The organism is Streptomyces antioxidans (assembly GCF_000968685.2).
Classification (GTDB): Bacteria; Actinomycetota; Actinomycetes; order Streptomycetales; family Streptomycetaceae; genus Streptomyces; species Streptomyces antioxidans.
Genome location: NZ_LAKD02000134.1, coordinates 1 through 23,293 on the forward strand (window position 1 = coordinate 1; position 23,293 = coordinate 23,293).

The following is a 23,293-nucleotide window of genomic DNA, read 5'->3' on the forward strand; positions in this document are numbered from 1 at the left end:
CCCCGGGGCGGAGCCCCGGTCCGGGGGCCGGGGCGGGGGCCCGTTTTGGGGCGGGGTGGGGGACGGCTCGCGCTGTAGGCGTTACATGCGGCTGGGCGGTAGCCGCTAGGTGCACCACCACAGGAAGCGCTGGCAGGTTTCCGTGGGTGTCGGGGTCGGCGTCGGCGGGACGGTCGCCGGGGAGGTGGGCCTCGGTTTCTGCGGGGTGGTGGGCCGATGGGTGGCCCCGGAGCCGCCCGGGGTCGAGGGCGAGTCGTCCGACGGGTCGGAGGACGAGGCGCCGTCCGGGTCGGGCGAGGTGTCGCCCTTGCCGCCGCCCTTGGACTTCTTGTTGTCCTCGTCCTTGGACCGGTCCCGGTCCTCGCCGTCCGTCGCCGAGGGGCCCGCGCTCGGGCTGGTCCGGTCCGGGGCGTCCGTCTCGGCGGACTCCGTCACCCCGCCGTCGCGGTCGGCCACCGGCTCCTGACGCCTGTGCGGCGGGGAGGACTCCCGCCAGTGCCCCTCGGTGGCCAGTTCGGCCACGAACACCGCGACCAGCACCGGGCCGAGCACCGACGCCAGGATCGCCACCCGGCGTCCCCGGCCCCGGCGGGCCCGACGGGCGCGGCGGCCGAAGAGGCCCCGGGACTTCGCCTTCCGACGCGACGCGCGGGTGGCGTGGTTGGCACTGGGGGTCTCGGTGGTGCCGGAATCACCGGTGGTGCCGGGGGTCCCGGTCGCGGCGGAGGCGCGGGACGCGTGGGGGGTGCGGCGGCGTGTCCGTCGTTGCGCCCGTGTGGAGCGCGCCCCGGCCGCGCCGCTCCCCTCGTCCGACGTATGCAACGCCGTATCCGTATCCGTATCCGTGGCAGAGGGCAGCCCAAGGTCCTCGACGGGCCTCCCGCATCCAGGGCAGGAGACGGCACCGTTGAGATGGCGGCGGCAGGGAGAGCAGTAATCCATTCCGCCGGGAAGGCTATGTGACCAACGGGTAGGTCAGCAGGACGCGGGGTGTGAGGATCCTGTGCAAAGAACCGTAAGAAAGCCCTCGTCAGACCCCTGCCCCGCGAACCGGCGACAGCCGGGGTCCGCACGCGCCCGCTCAGCCGCCGAAGGTGGGCTGCGCAAGACCCCGGCCCGCTCCCGGGATGACCAGCAGCGAACCGGCGAGCGGCGGTGCGGAGGGGCCGAGTCCGACGCGTGCCGAGGTCAGATACAGATCGGTGAGGTCCGCACCGCCGAAGGCACACGCGGTCGGGCGCGGGAACGGCAGCTCCACCACCCGATCGAGTGTCCCGTCAGGGGCGTAGCGGCGGATCGCGGCGCCGTCCCACAGGGCGACCCACACCGCGCCTTCGGCGTCCACGCACAGCCCGTCCGGAAAGCCCGCACCCTCCTCGACCTCGGCGAACGGCCGCCGCCCCGAGACCACCGGACCATCGGCGTCCGGGTCCGGGTCCGCGACGTCGAAGACATCGATACGGCGGGTGGGGGTGTCGACGTAGTACATCAGGCGGCCGTCCGGGCTCCAGCCGATGCCGTTACTGACCGTCACCTCCGACAGGAACTCCGCATGGGAGCCGTCGGCCCCGACCCGGGAGAGCGTGCCGCCTCCGGCCCCCTCGTCGTAGCGCATGGTGCCCGCCCAGAGCGAGCCGTCGGGCGCGACCGCGGCGTCGTTGCCCCGGCGGCCGGGGACCGCCTCGCGCAGCAGCCAGCGGAAGCCGCCGTCCGCCCCGTACACCCCGATGCCGTCGCGGAGGTTGACCACCAGGCCGCCACCCGTACGGGGCTTGGCCGCGCCGACGTGCTGTTCGGTACCCAGGGTGGTGCGGCGGCCGGTGGCGGGGGCGTAGGTGTGGACGCGGGAGGAGAGGATGTCCACCCAGATCAGCCGCTGGGCGGCGGCGTCCCAGGTGGGTCCCTCACCGAGCACGGCGCTCGCGCGCACCGCGATCTCGAGCGATGGGCGCGTGCGGCGTGTGCTGCGCGTGCCACGTGTGCTGTGTGTGTCGCGTGCGCTGCGCGTGTCGTTCGTGCTGCGTGGGCTGCGTGGGCTGCTCATATGTCCCGCCTCCGGTGTCCAAGCCGCACCGACAGTTCGCCCGCGCCCTTGGCCGCCAGCTCCTCCAGCTCGGCCTGGCGCGCATCGCTCCAGCGGATCGTCGGCACCGAGATCGACAGCGCCGCGACCACCCTCCCCGTGGAGTCCCGTACGGGGGCCGCCACGCAGTTCACATCCGGATTGGACTCCCGCCGCTCGGCCGCGACGCCGCGCTCGCGCACGGTGGCGAGGTGGCGGCGGAGTTCGGCGGGGGAGGTGATGCTGTTGTCCGTCATCGCGGCCAGCGGCTGATCGCTCGGCAGCCGTGCGGCCAGGGCGTCCTCCGGGAGGGAGGCCAGCAGCATCTTGCCGACCGAGGTGCAGTGGGCGGGCAGCCTGCGGCCCGCGGCGGAGACCATCCGGACGGCGTGGGTGGAGTCGACCTTCGCGACGTAGATGACGTCCATGCCCTCGAGGATCGCGACATGCACGGTCTCGTCACAGGTCTCCGCGACGCTCCGGGCCACCTGCTGGCCCTCGGCGGCCAGGTCGAGTTGCTCGGCGTAGCGGCTGCCCAGCTGGTACGGCCGCACCCCGAGCCGATAGCGGCCGGGCTGGTCCGGCACCTGGACCAGATAGGAACGGGCGGCCAGAGTGGTCACCAGCTCATGGACCGTCGTACGGGGCAGCCCGAGCCGACGGGTGATCTCGGGTGCGGAGAGGGTGCCGTCCCCGTCCAGGAAGAGCTCGAGTATGTCCAGAGCCCGTGTCACCGCGGGCACCAGGCGTCCCATAGTGCTCGCCCTCCCCTTCTGGTTCAGATGGCAAGCGTTCGAGATTCCGGCCGGTGGCCGGTATCGCGAACACAGGTTATGCGGAGGGGACTTCCCCCGGCAATGGTCCGGCAAAGGGCCGCTGTGCGGAGCACACACCGCCCGTGGGCCGCGGGACCACACGCCACCCGTGAATCACGGGACCACACACCGCTCGTGAACCACAGGGCCACACCCGTACGCCACGATAGGAGCCATGGATTCCGCGCCCGGCCCGTTCGCCCAGCCCGACTCGTTCCCCACCCCCTTCCCCTTCGTCCTCGTACTGCTGCGCCGGATGGCCGACCATCAGCCGGGCCTGGTCGAGGACGCACTGCGCGAGCTGGGCTTCGGACGTGCGGTGATGCGCGAGGCCAACCGCCGCTGGCAGGCCATGCAGCGCTCACCGCGGCGACGCTCGGCGGTCGCCCGCTACCGCGCCGTGCTGGGCCCGCCCGAGTCCACCGCCACCCGCCGGATCGGCGATCTGATCTGCGAGGCGCTGAGCTGGTCCGTACCGCTGTGGCCGGATCTGCGGTTCGAGGTGCTGACCGCGCCGAACGGGGCGGTGTGGAACGAGTGGCTGGTGCGCGCTCCTGGCGCGCCAGGGCCGCGGCTGCGTACGGCCGCCGATCTGCTGCCCTGGTCCTGCACGGTGGACGAGGTGGCGCGCGCCTTCGCGCCCGCGCGGCCCATGGAGGGCTCGGCGCCCACCCGGTGGCGGCTCGCCTTCGACGCGCCGGAGGCCGGGAACGGTGAACTCCGCCACTACGTGGCGGAGTTCACCTGGGGACTGCTGCAGCGTGTGGAGGACGTCAGGCCAGCTTCGCCGACAGCGTGATCTCCGTACCGGCGAGCGCCTGGCTCACCGGGCAGTTCTTCTTGGCGTCCTCGGCAGCCGCGGTGAACCCGGCCTCGTCCAGGCCCGCCACGGTGCCCTCGACGGTGAGGTGGATACCGGTGATCCCGGTGCCGGGCTGGAAGGTGACCTCGGCCTGGGTGGCCAGCTGGGTGGGCGGGTTGCCCGCCTGGGTGAGGCCGTGCGAGAGCGCCATCGAGAAGCAGCTGGAGTGGGCCGCCGCGATCAGCTCCTCGGGGCTGGTCTTGCCGTTGGCCTGCTCGGCGCGGGACGGCCAGGAGACCGGCTGCTCGCCGATGCCGGAGGAGTCGAAGGTGACGGTCCCCTTGCCCTCGGCCAGATCGCCCTGCCAGACGGTGTGCGCGGTGCGCGTCGTAGCCATGCTCGCTGTTCCCTGCTTCCTGTGGGTCTGTGGGTCTGTGGGTCTTTGGGTGCTTCGGTATTTCGACGAGCCGTGTCCGCCCGTCGGGGGCGGACACGGCTGGACGTGACATGTGGGTCAGAGGCGATCAGCCGTCGGGGGTGCCACCGCTCGCAGTGGCACCCCGTCCGGAGATCGCCTCCGAGCCTACGTTCCAGGCGACCACGGCCGGGCGACCGTGCTCAGTTCCCAGTCGACTGACGGTCGCGGTGTCCAGCCGGAAGAGCGCACCGGCGGACGGGGGCAGGCCCAGCCGCCGGGCGGTGAGCACCCGCAGGACGTGGGCGTGCGCCACCAGCACCACATCGGCGCCGTCCGCCGCCTCAAGCTCGGGGGCGATCCGGGCGAGCACCCGGTCCACCCGGTGCCCGATCCGCTCGGGTGACTCGCCGGGGTGGTCGGGACCGGCCGAGGGCACGCCGTCGGTCCACAGGTCCCAGTCGGGGCGGGTGCGGTGGATCTCGTCGGTGGTGATGCCCTCGTAGCCGCCGTAGTCCCATTCGCGCAGGTCGGGCTCGAGCGTAAGGTCCTCGAGCCCGGCGAGCCGCGCGGTCCGCACGGCCCGGTCCATCGGGCTGACCAGGATCAGCCCGGTCTTCCGCGCGGCGAGCGCCCGCCGCAGGGCGCGGGCCTGCTCCTCACCGCGCGGGGTCAGGGGCAGATCGGTCCGGCTGGTGTGCTTGTGCGACCGGCTCCACTCGGTTTCGCCGTGCCGGACCAGCAGCAGCTCAGCCACGGTCGTCGGAGGCCTTCTCCTCGCCCGAGACGCCCTGCTGCTTCTCCTCGTCGATGGCGTGCTTCTCGTTCGCTGCGGCGGCGATGGAGGCGCGCACCGTATCCATGTCCAGGTCGCGAGCCTGGCCGATCAGGTCCTCCAGGGCTGGTTCGGGGAGGGCGCCGGGCTGGGCGAAGACCGCGATGTTCTCCCGCACGATCATCAGCGTCGGGATGGACTGGATGTCGAAGGCGGCGGCCAGCTCGGGCTGGGCCTCGGTGTCGACCTTGGCGAACAGCAGGTCCTGGTGGCGCTCGGCGGCCTTCTCGTAGATGGGCGCGAACATCCGGCACGGCCCGCACCAGGAGGCCCAGAAGTCAATCAGGACGAATTCGCTCCCGGACACGATCTCGTCGAAGTTGTCCTTGGTGAGCTCGACGGTGCTAGTGCTCATGCCTGCGTTACCCGCTTCCGTACGTCGGCAGATGCCACATGCACGGTAACCCCACCACCGCCCGCCGATATTCCGCACCGCTGACGTGGCCGACTCCGCGCCGGTTGCGGGACCGACTCCGCGCCGGTGGCGGGGGGCACGGTGGTCTTACGGCTGCTTTGAGCGCTGGCCGCGGGGTGTCCGGCGGGCCACGCGGTGGGGGCCGCTGTCGATCTTTCCCCTCCCCGCCCCTTCCCGATACCGGGGCTCCGCCCCTGGACCCGACCCCGGAGCCCGGGGCAGAGCCCCACCACGCCGCGGAGCCGCATACCGATGCCGCGGGAAGGGGCGGAGCCCCCGGTGCGGCACCTGGGGTCTGGGGCGGAGCCCCGGCAGGGATCTGGGGCGGAGCCCCAGTTGTGGGAAGGGGCGGGGAGCGGAACAGCTCGCCGCAGGCGTCACGATCCGCCGCGCTCCCCGCTAGGCCGTTCGGAAGGGGATGCCCAGGTCGGCGGGGGTGAAGTGGCGTATGCGCCTCGTGGAGAGCCCATCGTCGGTGCCCCGGAAGACCCAGAAGCCGCCCGTCCTGCCGTGGCCGTAACCCGGCGCGGCGGCGATCACATCGTCGTGTCCGTCCCCGTCGACGTCGAGCAGCGGGGGCTGCGGGGCGAAGGCGTCGAAGCCGTACGGGGTGTGCCGACCGGGCACGCCCGGGGTGTCCAGGTCCAGGGGCTGCTCCCCGCCGTGCCCCCGGCCGTGCCCCGTGCCCTGCTCCCGGTGTGGGCTCTCGGCCGGGTCGGGGGCGTACTCGCCGCCACGCCCGTGCCGTGAACCGGGCAGCAGGGTGAGCCTGCCGTTGCCGTTGTTCTTCTCCGGGGTGGCCACGACGAGGTCGGGGCGGCCGTCGCCGGTGACGTCGCCGACGGCCGGGGAGCCGCCGAAGCCGTCGCCGCGCCGTGCGTCACCGGGCATGCCCGGGCCGGACTGATCGACGGTGAGATCCGTACGCCCCCTCCCCAGGCCGGACTTGGCGCCGTGGACGACGGTCAGCCGTCCGGAGCCGTGGTGGCGGCCGGGGCCGAGGGTCCCCTGGCCGGGTGCGAGCAGATCGTCGATCCCGTCGTGGTCGGCGTCCCCGGCCGCGGGCTCGCGCGGGCCGCCCTCCGTACCGAGGGCGTGGGCCAGGCGCGCCTCGGGCCGCTTGTCCCGCACCAGGCCCCTGGGGCTGCCCCGGTAGTGGGCGACGGGGGTGTCGAAGGAGGTGTCCAGGGGGGTGGTGTCGCGGGGTTTCGGGGCATCCGCGCGTTGTGGCTCATCCGCCTGGCCGACGCCGTAGCGGTAGGTCAGCACCACATCGGTGCGGTGGTCGCCGTTGAAGTCACCGGCGGTGGCGGTGGCGGGTGCGGCGCGGCGGGGCCGGTCGGTGGGGCCGCTGGGGCCGCCGGGGAGCGGGGCGGTACGGGTGGGGTGCGGCTTGCCGGAGTGCGGCTTGGTGCCGAACGGCCCGTACAGCACGCGTACGGCACCCTCGCCGTCGTCCCGGCCGTCACCCCGGCCGTCCGCCGCCGACGCCAGCAGGTCGGCCGCGCCGTCCCCGTCGAAGTCCCCCACCGCCAGTGCCAGGAACCCGGCCGCGCCGCCGCCGAGCGGGCGCGGTGCGGCCAGACCTCGGGGGCCGCCGCGCAGCACCACCGTCTCCCCCGTCCGCTCGGCCCGCGGCGAACTGCCGTGCCGGAAGCGCCCCGTCACCAGGTCGGTGAATCCGTCCCCGTCGAGATCGGCGCGCAGCAGGGGTCCCACGTAGTCGTCCTCGGGGCCGTTCACGACGAGACGGTGCCGCGGGTCGAGGCCGTGCACCCCGCCGTAGACCACCGCGAGCCGGGCGGGCAGCGGTCCCCGGGAGGCGCTGGTGGGGCGGATGGCGGTGGCGAAGTCGTCGTAACCGTCGCCGTTGAAGTCCCCGAGCGGGGCACCGGCGGCCCCCTTGGTGGCGCCCTCCCCCGGCCGCCGCCCCTCGTGGCCGCCCTCTCTGCACCCGGCGAGCAGCAGGGCGGACACGGCTACGGCAACAACGGGAACGGACGAACGCACGGCGACACCTCGCAAGGCGGATCGGGCGGGCGCGGACAGGGCTTCACCGCTCAAGGACTCCAAGGAGCGCGCTCGGGTTGCCTCGTGGCCGCCCCGGCCAAATACACGCGACACCGGGCGCCGTTCTTGCGATCATGACCTCTACCCCCTGGCCGCCAGCCCTTGGCCGCTGGCCCTTGGCCGTGGCCTGGCCCTGGTCCCTGGACGAGAAAGGGCGATGCGCGATGCAGGCCGTACCCGCCGACCCGACCGTGCTGCACCCGATGCCCGAGCAGCCACGGGTGGTGCTGCTCAAGCCGCTGATCACCTCGCCGCTGATCGAGGCCGGGGAGTTCTCGTACTACGACGACCCGGATGAGCCCACCGCGTTCGAGACCCGCAATGTGCTGTACCACTACGGGCCGGAGCGGCTGGTCATCGGGAAGTTCTGCGCGCTGGGCGAAGGGGTGCGGTTCATCATGAACGGCGCCAACCACCGCATGGACGGCCCGTCCACGTTCCCCTTCCCCATCATGGGCGGCTCGTGGGCCGACCACTTCGACCTGATCACCGGCCTGCCGGGGCGGGGCGACACCGTGGTGGGCCATGACGTCTGGTTCGGATACGGGGCCATGGTGATGCCCGGCGTGCGCATCGGCCACGGCGCGGTCATCGCCGCCGGGTCCGTGGTGGTGGACGACGTTCCCGACTACGGCGTCGTCGGCGGCAACCCGGCCAGGCTCATCCGCCGCCGCTACGACGACGGGGACATCGCTCGGCTGTTGGCCCTGGCCTGGTGGGACTGGCCGATCGAGCATCTCACCGGGCATATCCGCACGATCATGGCTGGAAGTGTGGACGAGTTGGAGGCGGCGGCTCCGGGGTAGGGGGTGTCCGGGCGGGGCTTGGCGCCTGCGGCGGGCTGTTCCCCTCCCCACCCCTTCCCCCAACTGGGGCTCCGCCCCAGACCCCACCGGGCTCCGCCCCAGACCCCGCCCCCGGATCCAGGGGCGAAGCCCCGCCACGCGGCGAAACCGCACATCGACGCCGTGGGAAGACGCCGCGGGAGGGGGAGGACGCGGAGCGGCAAAGATCCGCCGAAGACGCCGTAGCCCCGGGGCCCGAGCGGGGCAAGGTCCGGCCCGAGCTGGGGCGGCAAACCCCGAGCGGGGCGGGAGCCGACCCGAGCAGGGGCAGCAAGACCCAGCCCGAACGGGGCCCGACCCGAGCGGGGACAAGGGGCGCCCCATGAGTGGGCCGCCCCTCCCTCACCCCCTACATCACATCAGCACGTCAGCCCTCAAGCCGCATGTACAGACGAGTCCCCCGCGGCCGAAAACCCACGCGTTCGTAGACACGGCGGGAGCCCTCGCCCGAGTACTCCAGCCAGACCGAACGGGTTCCCCGGGCGAACATCGTCCCGGTCAGCGCTGCGGTGACCGCGGCGGCGATGCCCCGGCCGCGGAAGGCGGGCCGGGTGCCCACGCCCGCAAGTTCCGCAGTGCCCACGGCGGGAGCCGAGCAGGTGGCCGCACCGGCGCAGCCCCCGTCGGGCGCCCGGACGAACCGCACCGCGCCCCCGTCCTCCTGGAGGCGGCGCAGCCGGGCCGCCCCCTCCTCGGAGGCGGTGAACGCACTGGCGAACGCCTCCGACAGCGCGGCGTCAATCGCCCGGTAGTCCTCGTCCGTGGCCGGAACCGCCACCGGAACCGCCGCCATGCCCCGCGCGAGCCGTTCCGGTGTGCACACCAGATACTCATGCGTGGCCTCCACACCGAACCCCGCCTCCCGCAGCACGGCTTCCACGGCGGGCGCGGCGTCCGGCGCGAACTCGAGCCGCGGCGTGAGTTCACGTATCTGGAACGCCTTGATCAGCTCCAGGACCTCCCTGGCGGTGGGCCGGGCTCCGGGAAGCGGCGTCGCGTAGTTGATGTACGGGCTGGTGGTGCCGGGGTCGAACCCCGCCACAAAGCCCCCGGTTTCGATCAGCACGGGGCGGCGGCGGAGGTTGGCTACGGCAAAACTCTGGACGTCAGTAGTGCCCATGGTGAAGTGACCTCACGGATCAACGCGGCGGCAGGCGCCGCGGAAGGAAGCGGTGTACGGATACGTGGGGCCGCCGTGAGGAGACGGGTGGTTGGCACCGATCGTTCAGTGCCGACGGCGGCCACTGGGGGACGCCGAGTCCATGGGCTTCAGTCCTTTGACGGAGAGCTTTGACGGTAAGCGTTGACAGCGAGCAGAGAGCGGAATCGCCACGCGGAACATAGCGCACGGCGTGGTCGGGTGACACATGGTTTTCGCGAGGTGGCGCGCCAGTACGCCTACAGCAGCCCCCCGGCCCCCGGCCCTCCGAACCCCCCGAACTTGGTCAAAGGATTGACGCAGAGGATTGACGCGGACACACCACGACTCTACCGTTCCGTCACATCTCGGCGTTCACAACGAAACACCAACTTCATATACATGGACACGCGGTCCATACCAACCCCCCAACGGGAAGGGATTCCCATGCGCATCCGTAGGCTGCTCACCGCGCTGGCGGCCGTGACCACCGTCATCGGTGGTCTGGCCCTCGCGGGCCCCGCCGGCGCCTCCCCCGACACCACGTCCCCCAAGGCCGCCTCCCCCGAAGCCGCGTCCCCCAAGTCCGCCTTCGCCGACCCGTCAAAGGCGCCGGGCGGCAACTTCGACCTCTCGGTGTGGCAGCTCCAGGAGCCGGTCGGCTCCCCGGGCAAGCCGACGACCATCCCCTCGTCCAGGCTCCAGGGGGCGAACGGGTTCCAGGACGACTACTTCTACACCGACAAGCGCGACGGGGCGATGACGTTCTGGGCGCCCGAAAAGGGCGTCACCACCCCGAACTCCAACTACGCCCGCTCCGAACTGCGCGAGATGAACCGCAACGGCAGCGCCGCGGACTGGTCGCTCAGCGGCTCGCACAAGCTGCAGGCGACGCTGCGCGTGGTGTCGGTGACGAAGAACGTCTGCGTCGGCCAGATCCACCTCGGCTCGGGCGGCTCCTCCACGAAGCCGCTGGTCGAGCTGTACTACCGCTCCAACGGCGACATCGTCCTCGGCACCGAGAACTCCCCCGAAGGCGGCCAGACACTGCACGACGTGGGCCACGTATCGGTCGGCAAGACGTGGAACTACACGATCGGCGTCTCGGGCGGCGACACCATCGACCTGACGGTCAACGGCAGTACGACCCACTACGACATCCCGTCGTCCTTCTTCCCGTACAAGCAGTACTTCAAGGCGGGCTCGTACAACCAGTCGTCCTCCGACAGCACGACGAACGGCGCACGGGTCGGCTTCTACGGGCTGACCGTCTCCCACGGCTGAGCCCCAGGGCCCGGCGGCCGAGACGGCCGCCGGGCCTTCTCGCCGGGCCTTCGCACCGCCAGGCCCTCTCACCGCCAGGACGGCTGGCCGCTGAAGACCCCGGCCACTTCAGGGATGCGGTCAATGTAGCCAGGAACCTCCGAAAGCCGACCACTTCGCTTGGTTCCCTCACACTTCAGCCGCCCCTCCGACACACCCGAAGCACCTCTGCCAAGTATGCTTCCGGCCTCTTCTTGTCATTTCCACAGACCGGAGGCCACCATGACCACAACCCGGTTGTCCGCGGCGGCGTCGATCCTCTCGGCCGTAGCCGCCGGCGGCGTGTTGCTCGTCGGCTGCTCGGGCTCGGTCAGCATCGGAAACTCCACGCCGAAACTGTCCGCGGACAAACTGGCCACCACAGTCTCCGAAAAGCTCGCCGCCACAACGGGCCGGCCGAAGCCCCACATCGCCTGTCCGGAGGACCTCGTCGGCAAGGTCGGCAACACCACCAGGTGCAAGCTCACAGCGGACGACGGCAGCACCTTGGGCGTATCGGTCAAGGTGACCTCCGTGGATGACGACCAGATCAACTTTGACGTCAAGGCCGACGACACCGCTTCCCCGGCTGCGAACTGAGGGCCACCGGCCCCTCTGTACGCACCTCAGCCGACCGGAAACCGAGCCACCCAGCGCCGCTGCCACGGCGTCTCGACCGCTCTGGGGTGATGGTGGGCGCGCACCCAGGTGACGGCGTCGGTGGGGGCCACCCCGGCCAGGACGGCCAGGCAGGCGATGACGGTCCCGGTCCGGCCGACACCGCCCCCGCAGGCGACCTCGACGGGCGTGCCCGCCCGCGCGCGCTGGTGCAGTGCGCGGATCTGCCGTACGGCCAGCTCGCGGTCGCGGGGCAGCAGGAAGTCGGGCCACTCGACCCACGCGTGCTCCCACCCCAGCCCCCCGTCATGCCGCTGGCGCAGCCGAGCGGACCCCAGATACAGCCCGTACCCGGGCAATGGCCCCTCCGGCCGCGGGTTCCGCAGACCGCGCCCCCGGACCCAGGAACCGTCCGGCAGCCGCAGGGCACCCGTCAGCGGTGCGTCACTCATCGGGCCCAGCCCCCGCTCCCCAAGCGCCCGACCACGGTCGGCACGGCGTCGGTGTCCTCGTACATGCGCACACTCTGGACGCGATTCGCCCTTTCCGCAAAGGACTTGGGTCATGTGAGGATGTGGCGATGGCATGGCTGGAGAAGCGCGGGACCGTGATGCGGGCGGTCGGGCTGACGGCCGCGGCGAGTGCGGCGCTGGCGCTGCCCGCCTGCGGCGCGATGGGCGCCGACGACAGTGACTCCGGGGACCGCGAGGCGAGGTACAGAAGCGTCATCGAAGACCCTCACCCACGCCCCGCCGATGTCATCGAGGCGGCCGGGGCACCCACCGGCGCGGTCCGAGCGAACGACGGCTCGCTGCTCCTCGCGTACGACGCCAGCAATGTCGAGGACGACGAGGGACCGGCCGCCACCGCCTGGCGCATCGTCGGCCCCGACGGCCATACGGTCGCCGAGCACGCGGAACACGGGGGCCCGGAGGAGACGCCGCCCGAGTTCAAGGGGGCGGGCGGGGGCTTCGTACAAGTGCCGCCTGGCGAGGGAGCGGAGGGGGCGTACGCCCTCGACGTACGCGGCAAGCCGCACAAGGCCGTCATCACCGAGACCCCGTTGCGCGCCCGCCCCGGCGACATCCTGCTCTCCGAACTGGAGCCGAGCCTCATCTACCGCCCCGCCACCCGCACCGTGGCGCCCCCGGCCGGAGTGCCGGACGACGCCATCCGCCTCGCCGTCGACGAACACGGCACGGTCTGGAGCCTGGACCAGCCCCTGACCGACGACCCCGACCGCGTCGTACGGCAGCGCGACGGCCACACCCTCGGCTCCACGGCCGTCCCGAAGCCGTACGCCGGGGGCACCCTCACCGCGCGGGGCGGCACCGCGGCGCTGTCCCTCACCCGGGCCGAGCGCGTGCGCGGCCTGTTGCTGACGACGGACGGCGGCAAACGCTGGCGGACGCTCCGTTCCGGCGGAATTCCCTGGCGGGATCTGGAGCGCGGCCCGGACTCCCTGGTCCTGGAATCGCTCGCGGACGGACGGCTGCTCGTGGGCGAGGAAGGCGGCCACTACTGGCTCGCCGACGACCGCACCAACACCGCCTTCCACCCGCTGAAGACACCGGCGAGATTCACCTCGCTGACCGTCGACGGCGCGACGCTCTACGGCATCGCCGACGCGACGACGGCAACGTACGGCCTGGTGGACGGCGAAGGGCTATGGATCTCTCGCGACGGCGGCAACGAGTGGCACCGCCACGAGCAGCACGGATAACGCGGGCGCCGGAACCATCGGCCTCCGGACCAACGACGGCCTGACCAATAGCGGCCGGAACCAACGGCGACCGGGCCAACGGCGGCCGACTACACCTCGTCGGCGGCGAACAGCTCAAGCCGCCCGCACTTGGGGCAGCGGTACGCCACAATCTGCCGCCGGGGCCGCCCCGTCCGCTTGGCACCCCCGAAGAACCCCCGCTCCATCGCGCCCTCGATCCAGCGCGCGTACCCGCGCGAGTGCTCGCCGGCGTCCTCGATGAAACCCTCCACCAGACCGACGGTGCCGCAGTGGGTGCACGTGTTGTTGTTCATCCCGTGAGTGTAGAAGGCCACGCCGGACCCGCAGCCGTCGGCTCCCGCCCACCCGGCCGGCACAAGGGACAACGGGAGCCCAGACTCCGTCAGTTGGAGGCCATGGCTGACGCCGGTACCGCCCACACCCGGACCGTCTCGCGACTGGCGCTCGCCAAGAGCCGCCCGGCAGGTGAGAACGCGACCGCCCTGAGGCCACCGTCGTGCCCCGAGAGCGGTGGGCCGACCGGCCGACCAGTGGTGGGGTCCCACAGCCGCACCGTGCGATCCATGCTGGCGCTCGCCAGCAGACCGCCATCGGAGGAGAAGGCCACCGCCCGGACCGCGTTGCGGTGGCCCCTCAAGGGCGTGCCGAAGGGTCTGCCGGTGGCGGAGCTCCACAACCGCACGGTGTCGTCCCAGCTGGCCGTGGCGAGGAGCCTGCCGTCGAGGGAGAACGCCACCCCGCGGACGGCACCGCGGTGCCCGGTGAGCGGCGCACCGACGTGGCGTCCGGTGGAACGACTCCACAGCCGCACCGTCTCATCCCCGCCTCCGCTCGCGAGGAGTTCGCCGTCGGGGGAGACGGCCACGGCGTCAACGCCACTGGTGTGCCCCATGAGCGGATCACCGAGCGCGTCACCGGTGTGGGGATCCCACAGCCGCACGGTCCGGTCCATGCCCGCGGTGGCGAGAAAGCCGCCGCAGGGAGAGAAGGCCATCGCGTCAACTCCGCAGGTGTGCCCCCTGAGCGGCCCCCGGCCACCTCACCAGTGGCCGCGTCCCACAGAGGGCCTGTCGTCAAACTGCTGTCTGCCCCACGACGCCTGGCGTTCGATCGCTCGCCAGGTCAGCCGTGTGCCCGATGCGGGGCCACAGGACCGTAGACGAAGGGCTTGACGTCTTGCGGCAGGTGCAGCGCGGGGCAGTCCGGCTCATGTTGGATGAGGCTGCAGCCCGTGCGCAGCCGGGAGGGCCGGCCCCCTTCCGTGAACAGGACTTCAGGAGGATACGTTTCGAACGGATCGCCGCCATAGTCGATAACGGCTGTTCCATGATGCTCGAGGCAGGTCCAGTCGATCTCCAGCCGCCACCCGACCTCTTCAGCACCCACCGCCGGCTCGATCCAGAGTTGCTCCGGATCAACGGAGCTGATCGTCAGGGGAAAATCCACCCCCTCGGGCCTCAACTCCGGTTGGCCCGCGTCAAGGTCGACGGAGAACTTCCTCGGCTCCAGAGGTCCGCGAATGTGGGCCCGGTAGCACGCCCGTCGCGGTTGGCGGCGAGAAACGATCACGGACCGGGCCCGGTGCAGGATCACCGCTCGCGCGGTCCGCGCCTGCAGCGTCACTACGTACACGCTGCCGCTCGGCGCCATGGGACGGGGCGGGTCGGCGTCCACGATGAGGTCCGCGTGCCAGGCGCGCGGATGGATTTCCACGCCGACGACGATCGGGTCCTCCATGTCGCCGATGTCGTCGCCCACGGTCGGGTGAACGTGAACGCCTCCAGCGATGCTGCCAGCTTGAATCAAGTTCCGATGCGTTCCACCAACCACGCTGTTGTCGGTGCTCCGCGGCCCGCCCTGCTGGGTGACGTTCGGGACCCGCCGACGCTCCTCACCGGACAACGTCACCGGGACCCCGTGCAGCTTCTCGAGTACTTGACGCCCGACCTCGGCCGCCCGCACGAGGTCGTCCGGGAGATCGAGCGCGGCATGCCCGGCGTGGTAGACGGACTTCCGCAAGGACCGAAGCTCCGGCACCATCTCTTCTGCGGTCGACCTGTCGATCTCCGGGAACGCATGCGGCCACGTCACCGCCGAGGGAGTCAACACGCTTGCGAGAGACCCGATCCCCATGCTCAAGGCACCGAGGATGTCCGTGGTGTAGTCGTCCAGGAAATCGACCAATTCGGAGAGTTCGGCCGGGCTGAGCGTCGTCCTGCGCGGGAGATCCGACATCACACCTCACAGCTGCCTTCCGGCCTACGCAAGTGGCTTTGCGCCCGGAGTGTAACGGTACCCCCACTCACGTTGAGGGCTCTTCAACTTACTGAAGCAGTAGGCGACAGGGCCCAGTGCCGCACGCTGGCAGACGCGAACCCAAATGGCACAGGCCGCCCGTCGCTACCCTTAGGCGATTTTCCATCTCCTCCAGCGTCACTCTCCGCTGGCTTCTCCTTATTCTCCGACTCCTGATCCGCGTCCCCACCGCGGGCCGCTGCCTCAGCCATCCGCGCTGCCGCCTCGTCCTGCGCCTTCGCGCGGATACGCTCCACCTCCTCCGCCGTGTCCTTGATCGGGTAGCCCGCGTCAACCAACATCGCCACCGCCGTCTCCAGAGAGATGACCCCGGCCCCGTACGCCTGGACGCCCTCTTCCAGTACCGCTGCCCGGTCAGTCGGTGTGTGCGGCGCCCACGACAGCCGCGCCGGACGCGAGTCCCCGTCCGTCCAGCCCTCCGCCCGCCCGGCCTGAATACAGCCGCTGCACCATTTTGAACAGCAACCTGTACTTGTGCTCCCGGGCCAGCCGCATCATCCCCACCAAGGCATCCAGCGGCCCCAGCGCCAACTTCAGCGCGTACCCCGACGGCACCTCCGTCGCGTCCAGCGTGCCGAGTCCTGCCGCCGTCACCCGCGAGTTCGCCGCGATCCGCTCCAGCAGGTGATCCACCCGCGCCCGCAGCTCCGCCAACTGCGGCGACGTGTCCAGCGCATCCATACGCCCCGTCTCGCCGAGCTGCCACACCGCACCGGCCTTCACCTGAAGCTCCTGTGGCCTGCCTGTCGCCCGGTCCACGGGCAGCCGTGCCCCCGCGAGCCCGATGATCGGTGTGCCCGTCGTCGCCGACGCTGCCGAGCTGTCCGAGTCAGTGGCCGCGAGCTCATCGAGCGCCTGCGGAACGCGCGCGAGGACCGACCGGCCCCAGTGCTCCCCACCGTCCGGGATCGTGTTCGCGATGTGCACCACCGGCACGAAGTCGATCATCAGATCCAGCCGATTCAGCTCCGTGCCGTCCGGCCGCACCCGGAAGCTAGCCTTGTCCATCGGCAGCCGGTCCAGCGTCTGCCCCCGCTTGATGTCCTCCAGCAGCCACTCCGCATCCGTCAGGTAACACGTCACATTCGACGGACGTCCGGGGTTCCACGAGTACTGCCGCACCAACGACTCATCGTCCTCGGACACCGGGCCCAGCTCGTACGTCACCCGCCGCATTCGCGCTTGCAGGCCCGCCTCACGGTCCTCGGGCAGCTCCCACGCCAGGTGCACACGCGAGGGGAAGTCGGCGTCCTCGTCCTCCCATTGTGGGAAGTAGAAGCCCGGGTCGTACACCCTCAGCGTCGGTCGCTGCTTGTCCGGGTTCCATGCCAGCACGTACACGCTGTCCCCGAGCAGCACCGCCGGCCGCTCGGCCTGCTGGATGCGCAGCGTCAGCAGCTCTTTGTCGGCCCAGGTCCGCAGCCGCTCCTGTAGCGCGGCGGCCTCCGTCGCCCCGGGCTTCGGCACCTCGGCCTCGGCGTGCTCCGCGCCCTCCACCGCGATCTTCTGCTCCGAGCCGAGCAGGTAGCCGAGCGCGGTATCCACGAGCTTCGCGGCGTCCCCCAACTCCCGCCGCTCGATCGCCGTCTCATCACCGGACGCAGCCGCCAACTGGCCCGCCTGGTTGTTGTCGTAGGCCGACAGCACCTTGTATGCGGCCAGCCTTCGCAGCTCCTCCGCAGGCAACCACGTAGCCGCCAGCTCCGGGAACGCATTGTTCCCCGGCCTGTGGGCCTCGGCCATCACCGGCTTGTAGCGCAACCACGACCAGGCGTCGATCACGAGTTGGCGCAGGCCCACATCCACTCCAGGAAGCTCAGCCCCTACGCCCATTGGAATGACACCAAACTCGTCGGACAGCACACGAGCCTTGCAGTATCGTGACCCGTATGTCCGGTGAGGCCGCCTCTATACGCTCGCTCCCTCAGTGGGTCGGTCGTGGAGCGGCCATGGCGGTTTCGGATGAGCAGCCCTCACGCGCCATGAAACCGTCAGAATCCGACGTCCGGGCCATGCAAATCGTCATCGCCCAGGCCCGCTTCGTCTCCGCGACCAGACTCCTGGACGTCGGCGTAGGCGCCCACGCAATCATCGACGGACCCACGCCCCACGTGTGGGGTAGGAACAACCGCACCCTTGAATCTAGTCGCGTGATGAGCGCGCTCCTTCGCTTCGTGTGAGAGCGCAACTCGATCTCGCATCTGCGAAACTACGGTCGCGCCGCTGACGAACTGACTGGACGCCTACTTACCACGGTGGAAGCCGATACACGGCTTCCCGGCATCACTGCCGCCGTCAAGCCTCGTCAACCGCGTCTGCGGCCAGCCGATACATGCCAATGCATCGATCGAATGTTGCAGAAGCAGGAGGCGACCCTCAGTAAGTGGATCATCTGTCTGCGCGATCTGCTGGAACTGATCCTGGGCACCGTCCACTACGAGTTCACCGACGCCATCCCTCGCGTTGAGACATCACCATGCGGAGTGATGCGCCTCGCGGCGCCACGGATTCCTCGCGCCCCCACAACAGCCAGCAATCTTCTGGCCCCACTCCACATGCGTGCGTCTGCTGCCTGACCTCACCGAGTAAGAGGGAGGCAGGCCGCCGCCCATCACTCACCGAGGTACCCAAAAGTGCACCCGTTCCAAAGCCAGCAGCTTCCACCGCTCTGGGTTCTCCTGCTGGCTCTCCTACTGGCGGTTGTGGTACTCGCGCCGATCCTGGCTTGGTGGAGAGACCAAGCTGTCAACTATGCCGCCAAGGCGCGCGTGGTCTGGCGAGGCGTAAAGCAGCGTATCCGTAGGCGTCTACGCCAGAGCCTGGACCGCCTCATGCGCGACAACGACGACGCCTCTGCCTGAACCGTGGCCCGGCGGGCTCAGCCCCATAGTGGACTGCGCCCGCCAGGCCAGCGAGCATCACCCCCGTCGCCCCAGTCGTATCAACCGCCCGAGCGATGGACTCACAGCGCCATCCTGCTCAAATGCGCTTCATACCTACCGACGCCCACTAAGCCGCTGGTCGTCCCCGCCTCGCGGCGGCGGCATCGTCGGGTCAAGGAACAGGTCCCACAGCGCCCACACCGCGCTGTCGAGCAGGTCCGGGGAGTCCTCCGTCTCCCCCTGGCCGACGAACGTCGTCATCTGCTCCTCCAGCTCTGCGAACAGCCGAGCCGAACCGACATGCGACACCCGGACCTGCTCGTACAACTGGGCGGCTGGGGCCGCCCGCGCCCGCTTCCCGCGCGTGGCGTGCACGATTCTCCAGTTCACCGTGGGGTCCACCTGCTCCAACAGGGCAGGCAAGGTAGTCGCCGCCGTTGTTCGCCTCGATGACCACGCAGTCCGCGCGGTGCTCGTGATACAGCCTCGCGGCCCGCTTCATCGCCTGCGTCGGCGTGTACCGGTCCTGCTCCGCGTGCAGCAGATACCCGCGGGGCCGGTCATCACCGAACATCGACTCCACCGGCCAGCCACGTCCAGCGACGGTGAAGGCGGTCATGTCCGCGTTCTCGTGGCTCTTGGTCGCCGGATCCACCGCCACGACCAGGCGCTGAAGGTCCGGCAGGTGCTCCGGCCTCGGGCGGAAACCCTCGACCTCCAGCATCCAGCCCTGCCACAGCGCGCCCTCCACGTCCTCCAGCAGCTCGCCCGACAGCTCCTGCCGCCCCAGCCTGGTGCCTGCGTACTCCTCCTCCAGCTCCGCCCGCGCCGCCGGGCTCAGGTTCGCGTCGTTCTCCCGCATGTGCCCGCGCGTGAGTACCACGCGCGGCGGCTCCCCGCCCTCCCGCTGCGCCTTCTCCTGCGCCCGACCCCGCTCAACCAGCCGCTTCACATGCGGAAGCGGCTTCGGTGTCGTGGAGACCACCACCTGCGGGGCATCCGCCTCGCGCAGGCAGAACCACAGCATGTCGTAGACCTCTTGCGCTGTGTGCCGCGACCAGGCCGCGTACTCGTCACACCACGCCTTGTCGAACGCCCAGCCGCGCAGGTTGTCCGGCGTCTCCGCGCCGAAGCCGCGGATCAGCGTGCCGTTCTTCAGCCGCAGCGTCGTCTCGCCCAGCGACGAGTTGTACTTCGCCACGTCCTCGGGCGGGAACACCGACAACAGCCCTGACTTCGGGGAGTCGAAGCAGATGTCCCGCACCAGTGTGGCATTCTTCGCCACCACCGCGATCTGCAGTCCCGGTGTATCCGCCCAATCCCGAACCGCCTCCGCGGCCGTCCGCGACTTCCCCCAGCCGCGGCCGGTGAGCAGCATCCATACCGTCCACAGCCACGACGGCCGCCGCTGCGCCGCCCGCGCGTGATGGTGCAACCAGCCTTCATGCGGCAACCCATTGCAGTCCGGCACCTCACACGCCCACCGGCGCGCCGACAGCTCATCAGCCCGTACCAGCTCGGCGACCTCAGCCTTCAACTGCTCAAGGCTCATCACCCCGGGATCCGCCAGGCTGGCGATCATCTGCAGCTTGGCCCGCCCCCGGCTCACCGCGTGCCCTCCGACAGCCGACGCTCCAGCTCCCGCCGCAGCTGATCCATCCGGGCCCGGCGCTCCTCATCCGTCAAGGCAGCGGCATCCGTACCCTGTTCGTCCACGTCCGTGCCAGCCCCGGCCGGTTCCTCGCCGACCGCCCGCCGCTCGATCTCGGCCGCCACCTGGAAGTAGCGCAACAGCTCGGACACAGACAGCTCGCGCGGGTCGAGAGCCTGGAGCCGCGCCACAGCCTTACCCAACACGGCCTGAGCGATCCTGGCGTGCCGACGGGCGATGTCACGTCGTGCCTGCCGCTGCTCTGCCAGGAACACCCGGTCCTGCTCGCGGTCGTACGCCGCCGCCCGCATCACCCACGCGTACTGCCGTGACCAGCGAAACAGCAGCGTGCGGCTTTTACCCAACTCTCCCGCAACCTTCGCTACACTCCGTGCCGCTCCCAGATCGCGGTAGGCCGCGAATGCCTCGAACGCCTGGGTCGATTCCCCGTTCTGCCGCTCCCATGGCTCCACGGGGCTCTCAGCCACCGCTCACCTCCTCGCCAGCGGGCGTCTCTAGTGCTCCCGTGCAGCGAGGACGTCCAGTGCCCGCCACGGTTCGTTCTCCGGCACGCTCCCTTCGCGCACCAGCCGGTCGACCGCGGCGCGGATCGCGGCCGCCGTCTCCACCGGCACCTCCCGCACGCCGAACACCGTCTCCAGTGGCGCGGTTCCGCCGCGGTGGGCTTCACCCGAGGCCGCGTCGAACCAGCCCTCGGCCAGCTCGGCCAGGTGTCGTTCGAACACGGCGAGGATCACGCCGAGCGCGGTTGCACTGTTGCCGATTTTGTACGCCGCGCGGGATGTCTCCATCGCGTCCAGCACCGGCTCGTACTGCTCCAGTCCAGCCACCCACCGCTGATCAGCCGCGCCGGTGGCCCGGGCCGCGTCGAAGGCCGCCTCGGCGCGCTCCAGTTCGTCGGGCAGAAACATCAACTGCACGCTGGCAAAGTCGAGGTTCGCCTCACCCAAAGAAGCGACATCCACGTTCTCCAGGAGATCCAGCGTCTTGTCGTCCAGGCCGGTGTACTGCCGCCATTCCACCGACTCCAGCTCTTCGTACAGCTCCTTCAGAATGGCCGGGTCGTCCTGGCCCGCGATCGCGTTGTGCGAGAGCTGGAGCGCGATCTGCCGCTGGCGGGGCAGCGGCTGGTCTATCTGCATCCACCAGATCTCCTCCAGTCCGGCCTCGATCGCAGCGAGCGTGCGATGGTTGCCCGACAGCACGATGAGACGACCGCTGTCCCCGTCGTTCCACACCAGCGGCGTCGAAGTCAGGCACCCATCGCGCTGGATGTTCGCAACGAGCTGCCGAAACTGCTCATGTGGTAGGAACCGCGCGTTCAAGTCCAACAGCGTCAGCGTGCGCGGGTCGCCCTGCACCATCTGTGGCGGAGCAAGCGGTGTCGTCTCCTCCATGATCAGACCTCCGTCTGCGTCGTCCGGGCGCCCCACCGCTTCGCCCACTTCTCCAGGGCCTCGGCGAGCGAGTGCTCACCCATCGCCCCCTGGTACTGGAGCTGGAACTTCCAGCCGTCCTCGTTCGAGGGGCCGCGCTTGGTCAGCCGCAGCAACCCGCGGTACTTCATGGACACCGGGTTGTCGCTGAACGCCGTCGTGGACACCGCCCGGATACGGCGCGAGAACGCCCGCTGGCACATGAGCTGCGCCTCCGAGCTCGTGGCGGCAAGCACCACCAGCTTCGACAGGCGCGGGTAGTCGGTTGGTGCGACAGCGAAGTCGCTCAGCAGGTACGCCTCGTCCGGCGTGTAGCTGCTGGGGGCCAGCGCGAACACGCCCAGGATGCGTCCGGCACCGTCCTTGACCGCGACCGCGAGGTTGGCTGCTCCTGGTGCGATGCGCGGGTTCAGGTACCGGGAACGCAGCGCGTTGAACTGGCCGGGCTTGAGCATCGCCAGCTTGATCGGTCCGACCACTTCGTCACCGCGGCGCAGCCGGGGCGCCTTGACCGGTTCGATGGGCTGGCGCGGCGTGACAATCCGGGTGGGCGCCTCACTGGCGTAAACGTAGAAGGGAGCAGCACGCGGGGTCGCCTTGATGACGCCGCGCAGGTAGGGATGCAGGTCGGGCACGTTGTGGTTGGAAGCGGTCAGCCAGTAGGGCCGGTCAGTGATCGCGCCGAGGACGTCCACCACATCGGCATCCGAAAGCGGCTCGTACTCGTGGGCGTCCCAGACGAAGTGCTCGTTCAGCGGCTCGTACAGCTTCTCGTAACCCCCTCCGTAGAAGGGAGGGAAGGAACACACGGGAGCGTCGCGGGGCACCTTCTGGAGCCACGAGCGAACATCTTCGACCTCGTAGGAGGCCAGCTCGACATCGGAACCGGAGAGCCGTTGCACCGTCTCCGTGTGCTTGGCCTCCCATTGCTCCCGGTACGAGCGCACCACCCGCTCGTGCCAGAGTCCTTCGCGGCCCACACTGGCGAGGAAGCGGGTACCGAGCATGAGTGTGGCGACCGTTCCCACCCCGTCATCCAGGGAGTAAGCCAGCCAGCCGAGGTGGTCTCTGCTCTCCTCGCGCAGCCGGATGCCTACGGGCTGGCGGGTGAGCCACCGGCCGATGGCCGTCGTGTAGATCGAGACGTCCGAGGAGTGGAGCGCGAAGCCCATGCCAGCCACACTGCGCTCGATCGTGAAGTTTCCGCAGCACGGGACGTAGACCTCTCCGCGCGGCCACCTTCCGGCGGTCTCACGAACGATGGCGCGCATCGGGCCCGGGATGGTGCCCTGGAACATCTCTTGCCTCCTGGGTACTGCGATAAGAGGAACGACAGCGCACAACATCTATCAAGGATGTCATCTATATATGGAAGCGTGTTCCTCACCTGGCGCACCGAAGGCCAGTCCACCCCCGCATCGGCGAAGAGGACCGAGGTGGTCCCAAGTGATCGTGTTCGCGCTGCGGAACACCCCCGCATCGGCGGGGAGGACCCGCTGATGGCCACGAGGGTCGTCTCCTCAGACGGAACACCCCCGCATCGGCGGGGAGGACCGGGTCAGGGCCTGCGACAGGACACCCTCGATCGGAACACCCCCGCATCGGCGGGGAGGACAGCGAGCGCCGTGTCTCGCTCCCCCGGTCTACCGGAACACCCCCGCATCGGCGGGGAGGACCCGCAAAAGCATTCGCGATTCCTCTTCGCCTTCGGAACACCCCCGCATCGGCGGGGAGGACAGGAGGTCAACCGTTTCCGGTTGGCGGCTCAGCGGAACACCCCCGCATCGGCGGGGAGGACCCTGCCCAGATGGGTCAGCGCAGCCGCTCTGCCGGAACACCCCCGCATCGGCGGGGAGGACGGCTACACCTCCCGGCAGTCCGCCTCCAAAGACGGTCACGTCCGCTGGAGTGGTGTATCGACGGCCA

22 protein-coding genes, 2 pseudogenes and 1 CRISPR repeat array are annotated in these 23,293 nt (G+C 70.4%); of the genes and pseudogenes, 5 read left to right on the forward strand and 19 right to left on the reverse strand.

Going from position 1 to position 23,293, the window contains the following annotated elements; genetic code table 11:
* Positions 1-105: 105 nt before the first annotated feature.
* From VT50_RS39430 to VT50_RS35915, 3 genes are all read right to left on the reverse strand, one after another.
* Complete coding sequence (locus VT50_RS39430; protein WP_420822260.1) at positions 106-942, reverse strand: SCO2400 family protein; 837 nt, start codon at positions 940-942, stop codon at positions 106-108.
* Positions 943-1,081: 139 nt separating this feature from the next.
* Positions 1,082-1,930, reverse strand: a complete 849-nt coding sequence (locus VT50_RS35910) for an SMP-30/gluconolactonase/LRE family protein (protein WP_240529448.1) — start codon at positions 1,928-1,930, stop codon at positions 1,082-1,084.
* 110 nt (positions 1,931-2,040) lie between these two features.
* Entirely contained in the window at positions 2,041-2,817 is a 777-nt protein-coding gene (locus VT50_RS35915) for an IclR family transcriptional regulator (protein WP_046090708.1), read from the reverse strand.
* Positions 2,818-3,052: 235 nt separating this feature from the next.
* Here VT50_RS35915 and VT50_RS35920 point away from each other — a divergent pair, with 235 nt between their 5' ends.
* On the forward strand, positions 3,053-3,676 hold the full coding sequence (locus tag VT50_RS35920; protein WP_046090707.1) for a hypothetical protein: 624 nt from the start codon (positions 3,053-3,055) through the stop codon (positions 3,674-3,676).
* Here the strand turns inward: VT50_RS35920 and VT50_RS35925 are convergent.
* The 4 genes from VT50_RS35925 to VT50_RS35940 all read right to left on the reverse strand — a co-directional run bounded on the left by VT50_RS35925 (position 3,651) and on the right by VT50_RS35940 (position 7,354).
* The gene (locus VT50_RS35925) at positions 3,651-4,076 is read right to left on the reverse strand and encodes an OsmC family protein (protein WP_046090706.1); all 426 of its coding nucleotides are present in this window, start codon (positions 4,074-4,076) and stop codon (positions 3,651-3,653) included. The two genes, VT50_RS35920 and VT50_RS35925, sit on opposite strands and share 26 nt — an antisense overlap.
* A 127-nt stretch (positions 4,077-4,203) precedes the next feature.
* A complete protein-coding gene (locus VT50_RS35930) occupies positions 4,204-4,851 on the reverse strand; it encodes a histidine phosphatase family protein (protein ID WP_046090705.1) in 648 nt (215 codons plus the stop codon).
* The gene (trxA, locus tag VT50_RS35935; RefSeq protein ID WP_046090704.1) at positions 4,844-5,284 is read right to left on the reverse strand and encodes a thioredoxin; all 441 of its coding nucleotides are present in this window, start codon (positions 5,282-5,284) and stop codon (positions 4,844-4,846) included. Before trxA ends, VT50_RS35930 begins: the two co-directional genes overlap by 8 nt.
* Before the next feature lie 459 nt (positions 5,285-5,743).
* The gene (locus tag VT50_RS35940) at positions 5,744-7,354 is read right to left on the reverse strand and encodes an FG-GAP and VCBS repeat-containing protein (protein WP_158083246.1); all 1,611 of its coding nucleotides are present in this window, start codon (positions 7,352-7,354) and stop codon (positions 5,744-5,746) included.
* Between the two features lie 224 nt (positions 7,355-7,578).
* Here VT50_RS35940 and VT50_RS35945 point away from each other — a divergent pair, with 224 nt between their 5' ends.
* Positions 7,579-8,220, forward strand: a complete 642-nt coding sequence (locus VT50_RS35945) for a CatB-related O-acetyltransferase (protein WP_046090702.1) — start codon at positions 7,579-7,581, stop codon at positions 8,218-8,220.
* Between the two features lie 406 nt (positions 8,221-8,626).
* On the opposite strand, the gene VT50_RS35950 is transcribed toward VT50_RS35945, so the two are convergent.
* The gene (locus VT50_RS35950; protein WP_079343963.1) at positions 8,627-9,379 is read right to left on the reverse strand and encodes a GNAT family N-acetyltransferase; all 753 of its coding nucleotides are present in this window, start codon (positions 9,377-9,379) and stop codon (positions 8,627-8,629) included.
* 465 nt (positions 9,380-9,844) lie between these two features.
* On the opposite strand from VT50_RS35950, the gene VT50_RS35955 reads away from it, so the two are divergent.
* Both VT50_RS35955 and VT50_RS35960 read left to right on the forward strand, forming a co-directional pair.
* Positions 9,845-10,681 (forward strand): polysaccharide lyase family 7 protein, encoded by an 837-nt coding sequence (locus VT50_RS35955; protein ID WP_079343964.1) that lies wholly within the window; start codon positions 9,845-9,847, stop codon positions 10,679-10,681.
* A 261-nt stretch (positions 10,682-10,942) separates the two neighbouring features.
* Entirely contained in the window at positions 10,943-11,299 is a 357-nt protein-coding gene (locus VT50_RS35960; RefSeq protein WP_079343965.1) for a DUF4333 domain-containing protein, read from the forward strand.
* 26 nt (positions 11,300-11,325) lie between these two features.
* On the opposite strand, the gene VT50_RS35965 is transcribed toward VT50_RS35960, so the two are convergent.
* Positions 11,326-11,769, reverse strand: a complete 444-nt coding sequence (locus VT50_RS35965) for a protein-tyrosine phosphatase family protein (RefSeq protein WP_046091169.1) — start codon at positions 11,767-11,769, stop codon at positions 11,326-11,328.
* Between the two features lie 128 nt (positions 11,770-11,897).
* Between VT50_RS35965 and VT50_RS35970 the strand changes: the two genes are divergently transcribed.
* Positions 11,898-13,040 carry a hypothetical protein gene (locus VT50_RS35970; protein WP_079343966.1) on the forward strand — a complete coding sequence of 381 codons (1,143 nt, stop codon included), beginning with the start codon at positions 11,898-11,900 and terminating at the stop codon, positions 13,038-13,040.
* A gap of 89 nt (positions 13,041-13,129) precedes the next feature.
* On the opposite strand, the gene VT50_RS35975 is transcribed toward VT50_RS35970, so the two are convergent.
* From VT50_RS35975 to VT50_RS36015, 10 genes and pseudogenes are all read right to left on the reverse strand, one after another.
* Entirely contained in the window at positions 13,130-13,354 is a 225-nt protein-coding gene (locus tag VT50_RS35975; protein ID WP_079343969.1) for a hypothetical protein, read from the reverse strand.
* A gap of 89 nt (positions 13,355-13,443) precedes the next feature.
* Positions 13,444-14,013 carry a WD40 repeat domain-containing protein gene (locus VT50_RS35980; protein ID WP_338058383.1) on the reverse strand — a complete coding sequence of 190 codons (570 nt, stop codon included), beginning with the start codon at positions 14,011-14,013 and terminating at the stop codon, positions 13,444-13,446.
* A pseudogene (locus tag VT50_RS41110) lies at positions 13,999-14,073 on the reverse strand (hypothetical protein); the annotation flags it as partial. The pseudogene VT50_RS41110 and the gene VT50_RS35980, both read right to left, overlap by 15 nt.
* 110 nt (positions 14,074-14,183) lie before the next feature.
* Positions 14,184-15,296, reverse strand: coding sequence for a hypothetical protein (locus VT50_RS35985; RefSeq protein ID WP_143645323.1), 1,113 nt, complete (start codon positions 15,294-15,296; stop codon positions 14,184-14,186).
* A 435-nt stretch (positions 15,297-15,731) separates the two neighbouring features.
* Entirely contained in the window at positions 15,732-17,240 is a 1,509-nt protein-coding gene (locus VT50_RS35990) for a hypothetical protein (RefSeq protein WP_143645324.1), read from the reverse strand.
* A gap of 1,133 nt (positions 17,241-18,373) precedes the next feature.
* Complete coding sequence (locus VT50_RS41510) at positions 18,374-18,661, reverse strand: phage terminase large subunit family protein (RefSeq protein ID WP_420822261.1); 288 nt, start codon at positions 18,659-18,661, stop codon at positions 18,374-18,376.
* A gap of 334 nt (positions 18,662-18,995) precedes the next feature.
* Positions 18,996-19,841 (reverse strand): annotated as a pseudogene (locus VT50_RS41515) (terminase large subunit domain-containing protein); the annotation flags it as partial.
* A 23-nt stretch (positions 19,842-19,864) separates the two neighbouring features.
* Positions 19,865-20,398, reverse strand: a complete 534-nt coding sequence (locus VT50_RS36005; RefSeq protein ID WP_053048874.1) for a hypothetical protein — start codon at positions 20,396-20,398, stop codon at positions 19,865-19,867.
* Between the two features lie 27 nt (positions 20,399-20,425).
* On the reverse strand, positions 20,426-21,328 hold the full coding sequence (locus VT50_RS36010; protein ID WP_079343968.1) for a ParB N-terminal domain-containing protein: 903 nt from the start codon (positions 21,326-21,328) through the stop codon (positions 20,426-20,428).
* Positions 21,329-21,330: 2 nt separating this feature from the next.
* Positions 21,331-22,665 carry a putative antirestriction adenine methyltransferase gene (locus VT50_RS36015; protein WP_046084588.1) on the reverse strand — a complete coding sequence of 445 codons (1,335 nt, stop codon included), beginning with the start codon at positions 22,663-22,665 and terminating at the stop codon, positions 21,331-21,333.
* Between the two features lie 105 nt (positions 22,666-22,770).
* Positions 22,771-23,226: a CRISPR direct-repeat array (repeat unit 29 nt; unit sequence CGGAACACCCCCGCATCGGCGGGGAGGAC).
* The last annotated feature ends 67 nt before the right edge of the window (positions 23,227-23,293 follow it).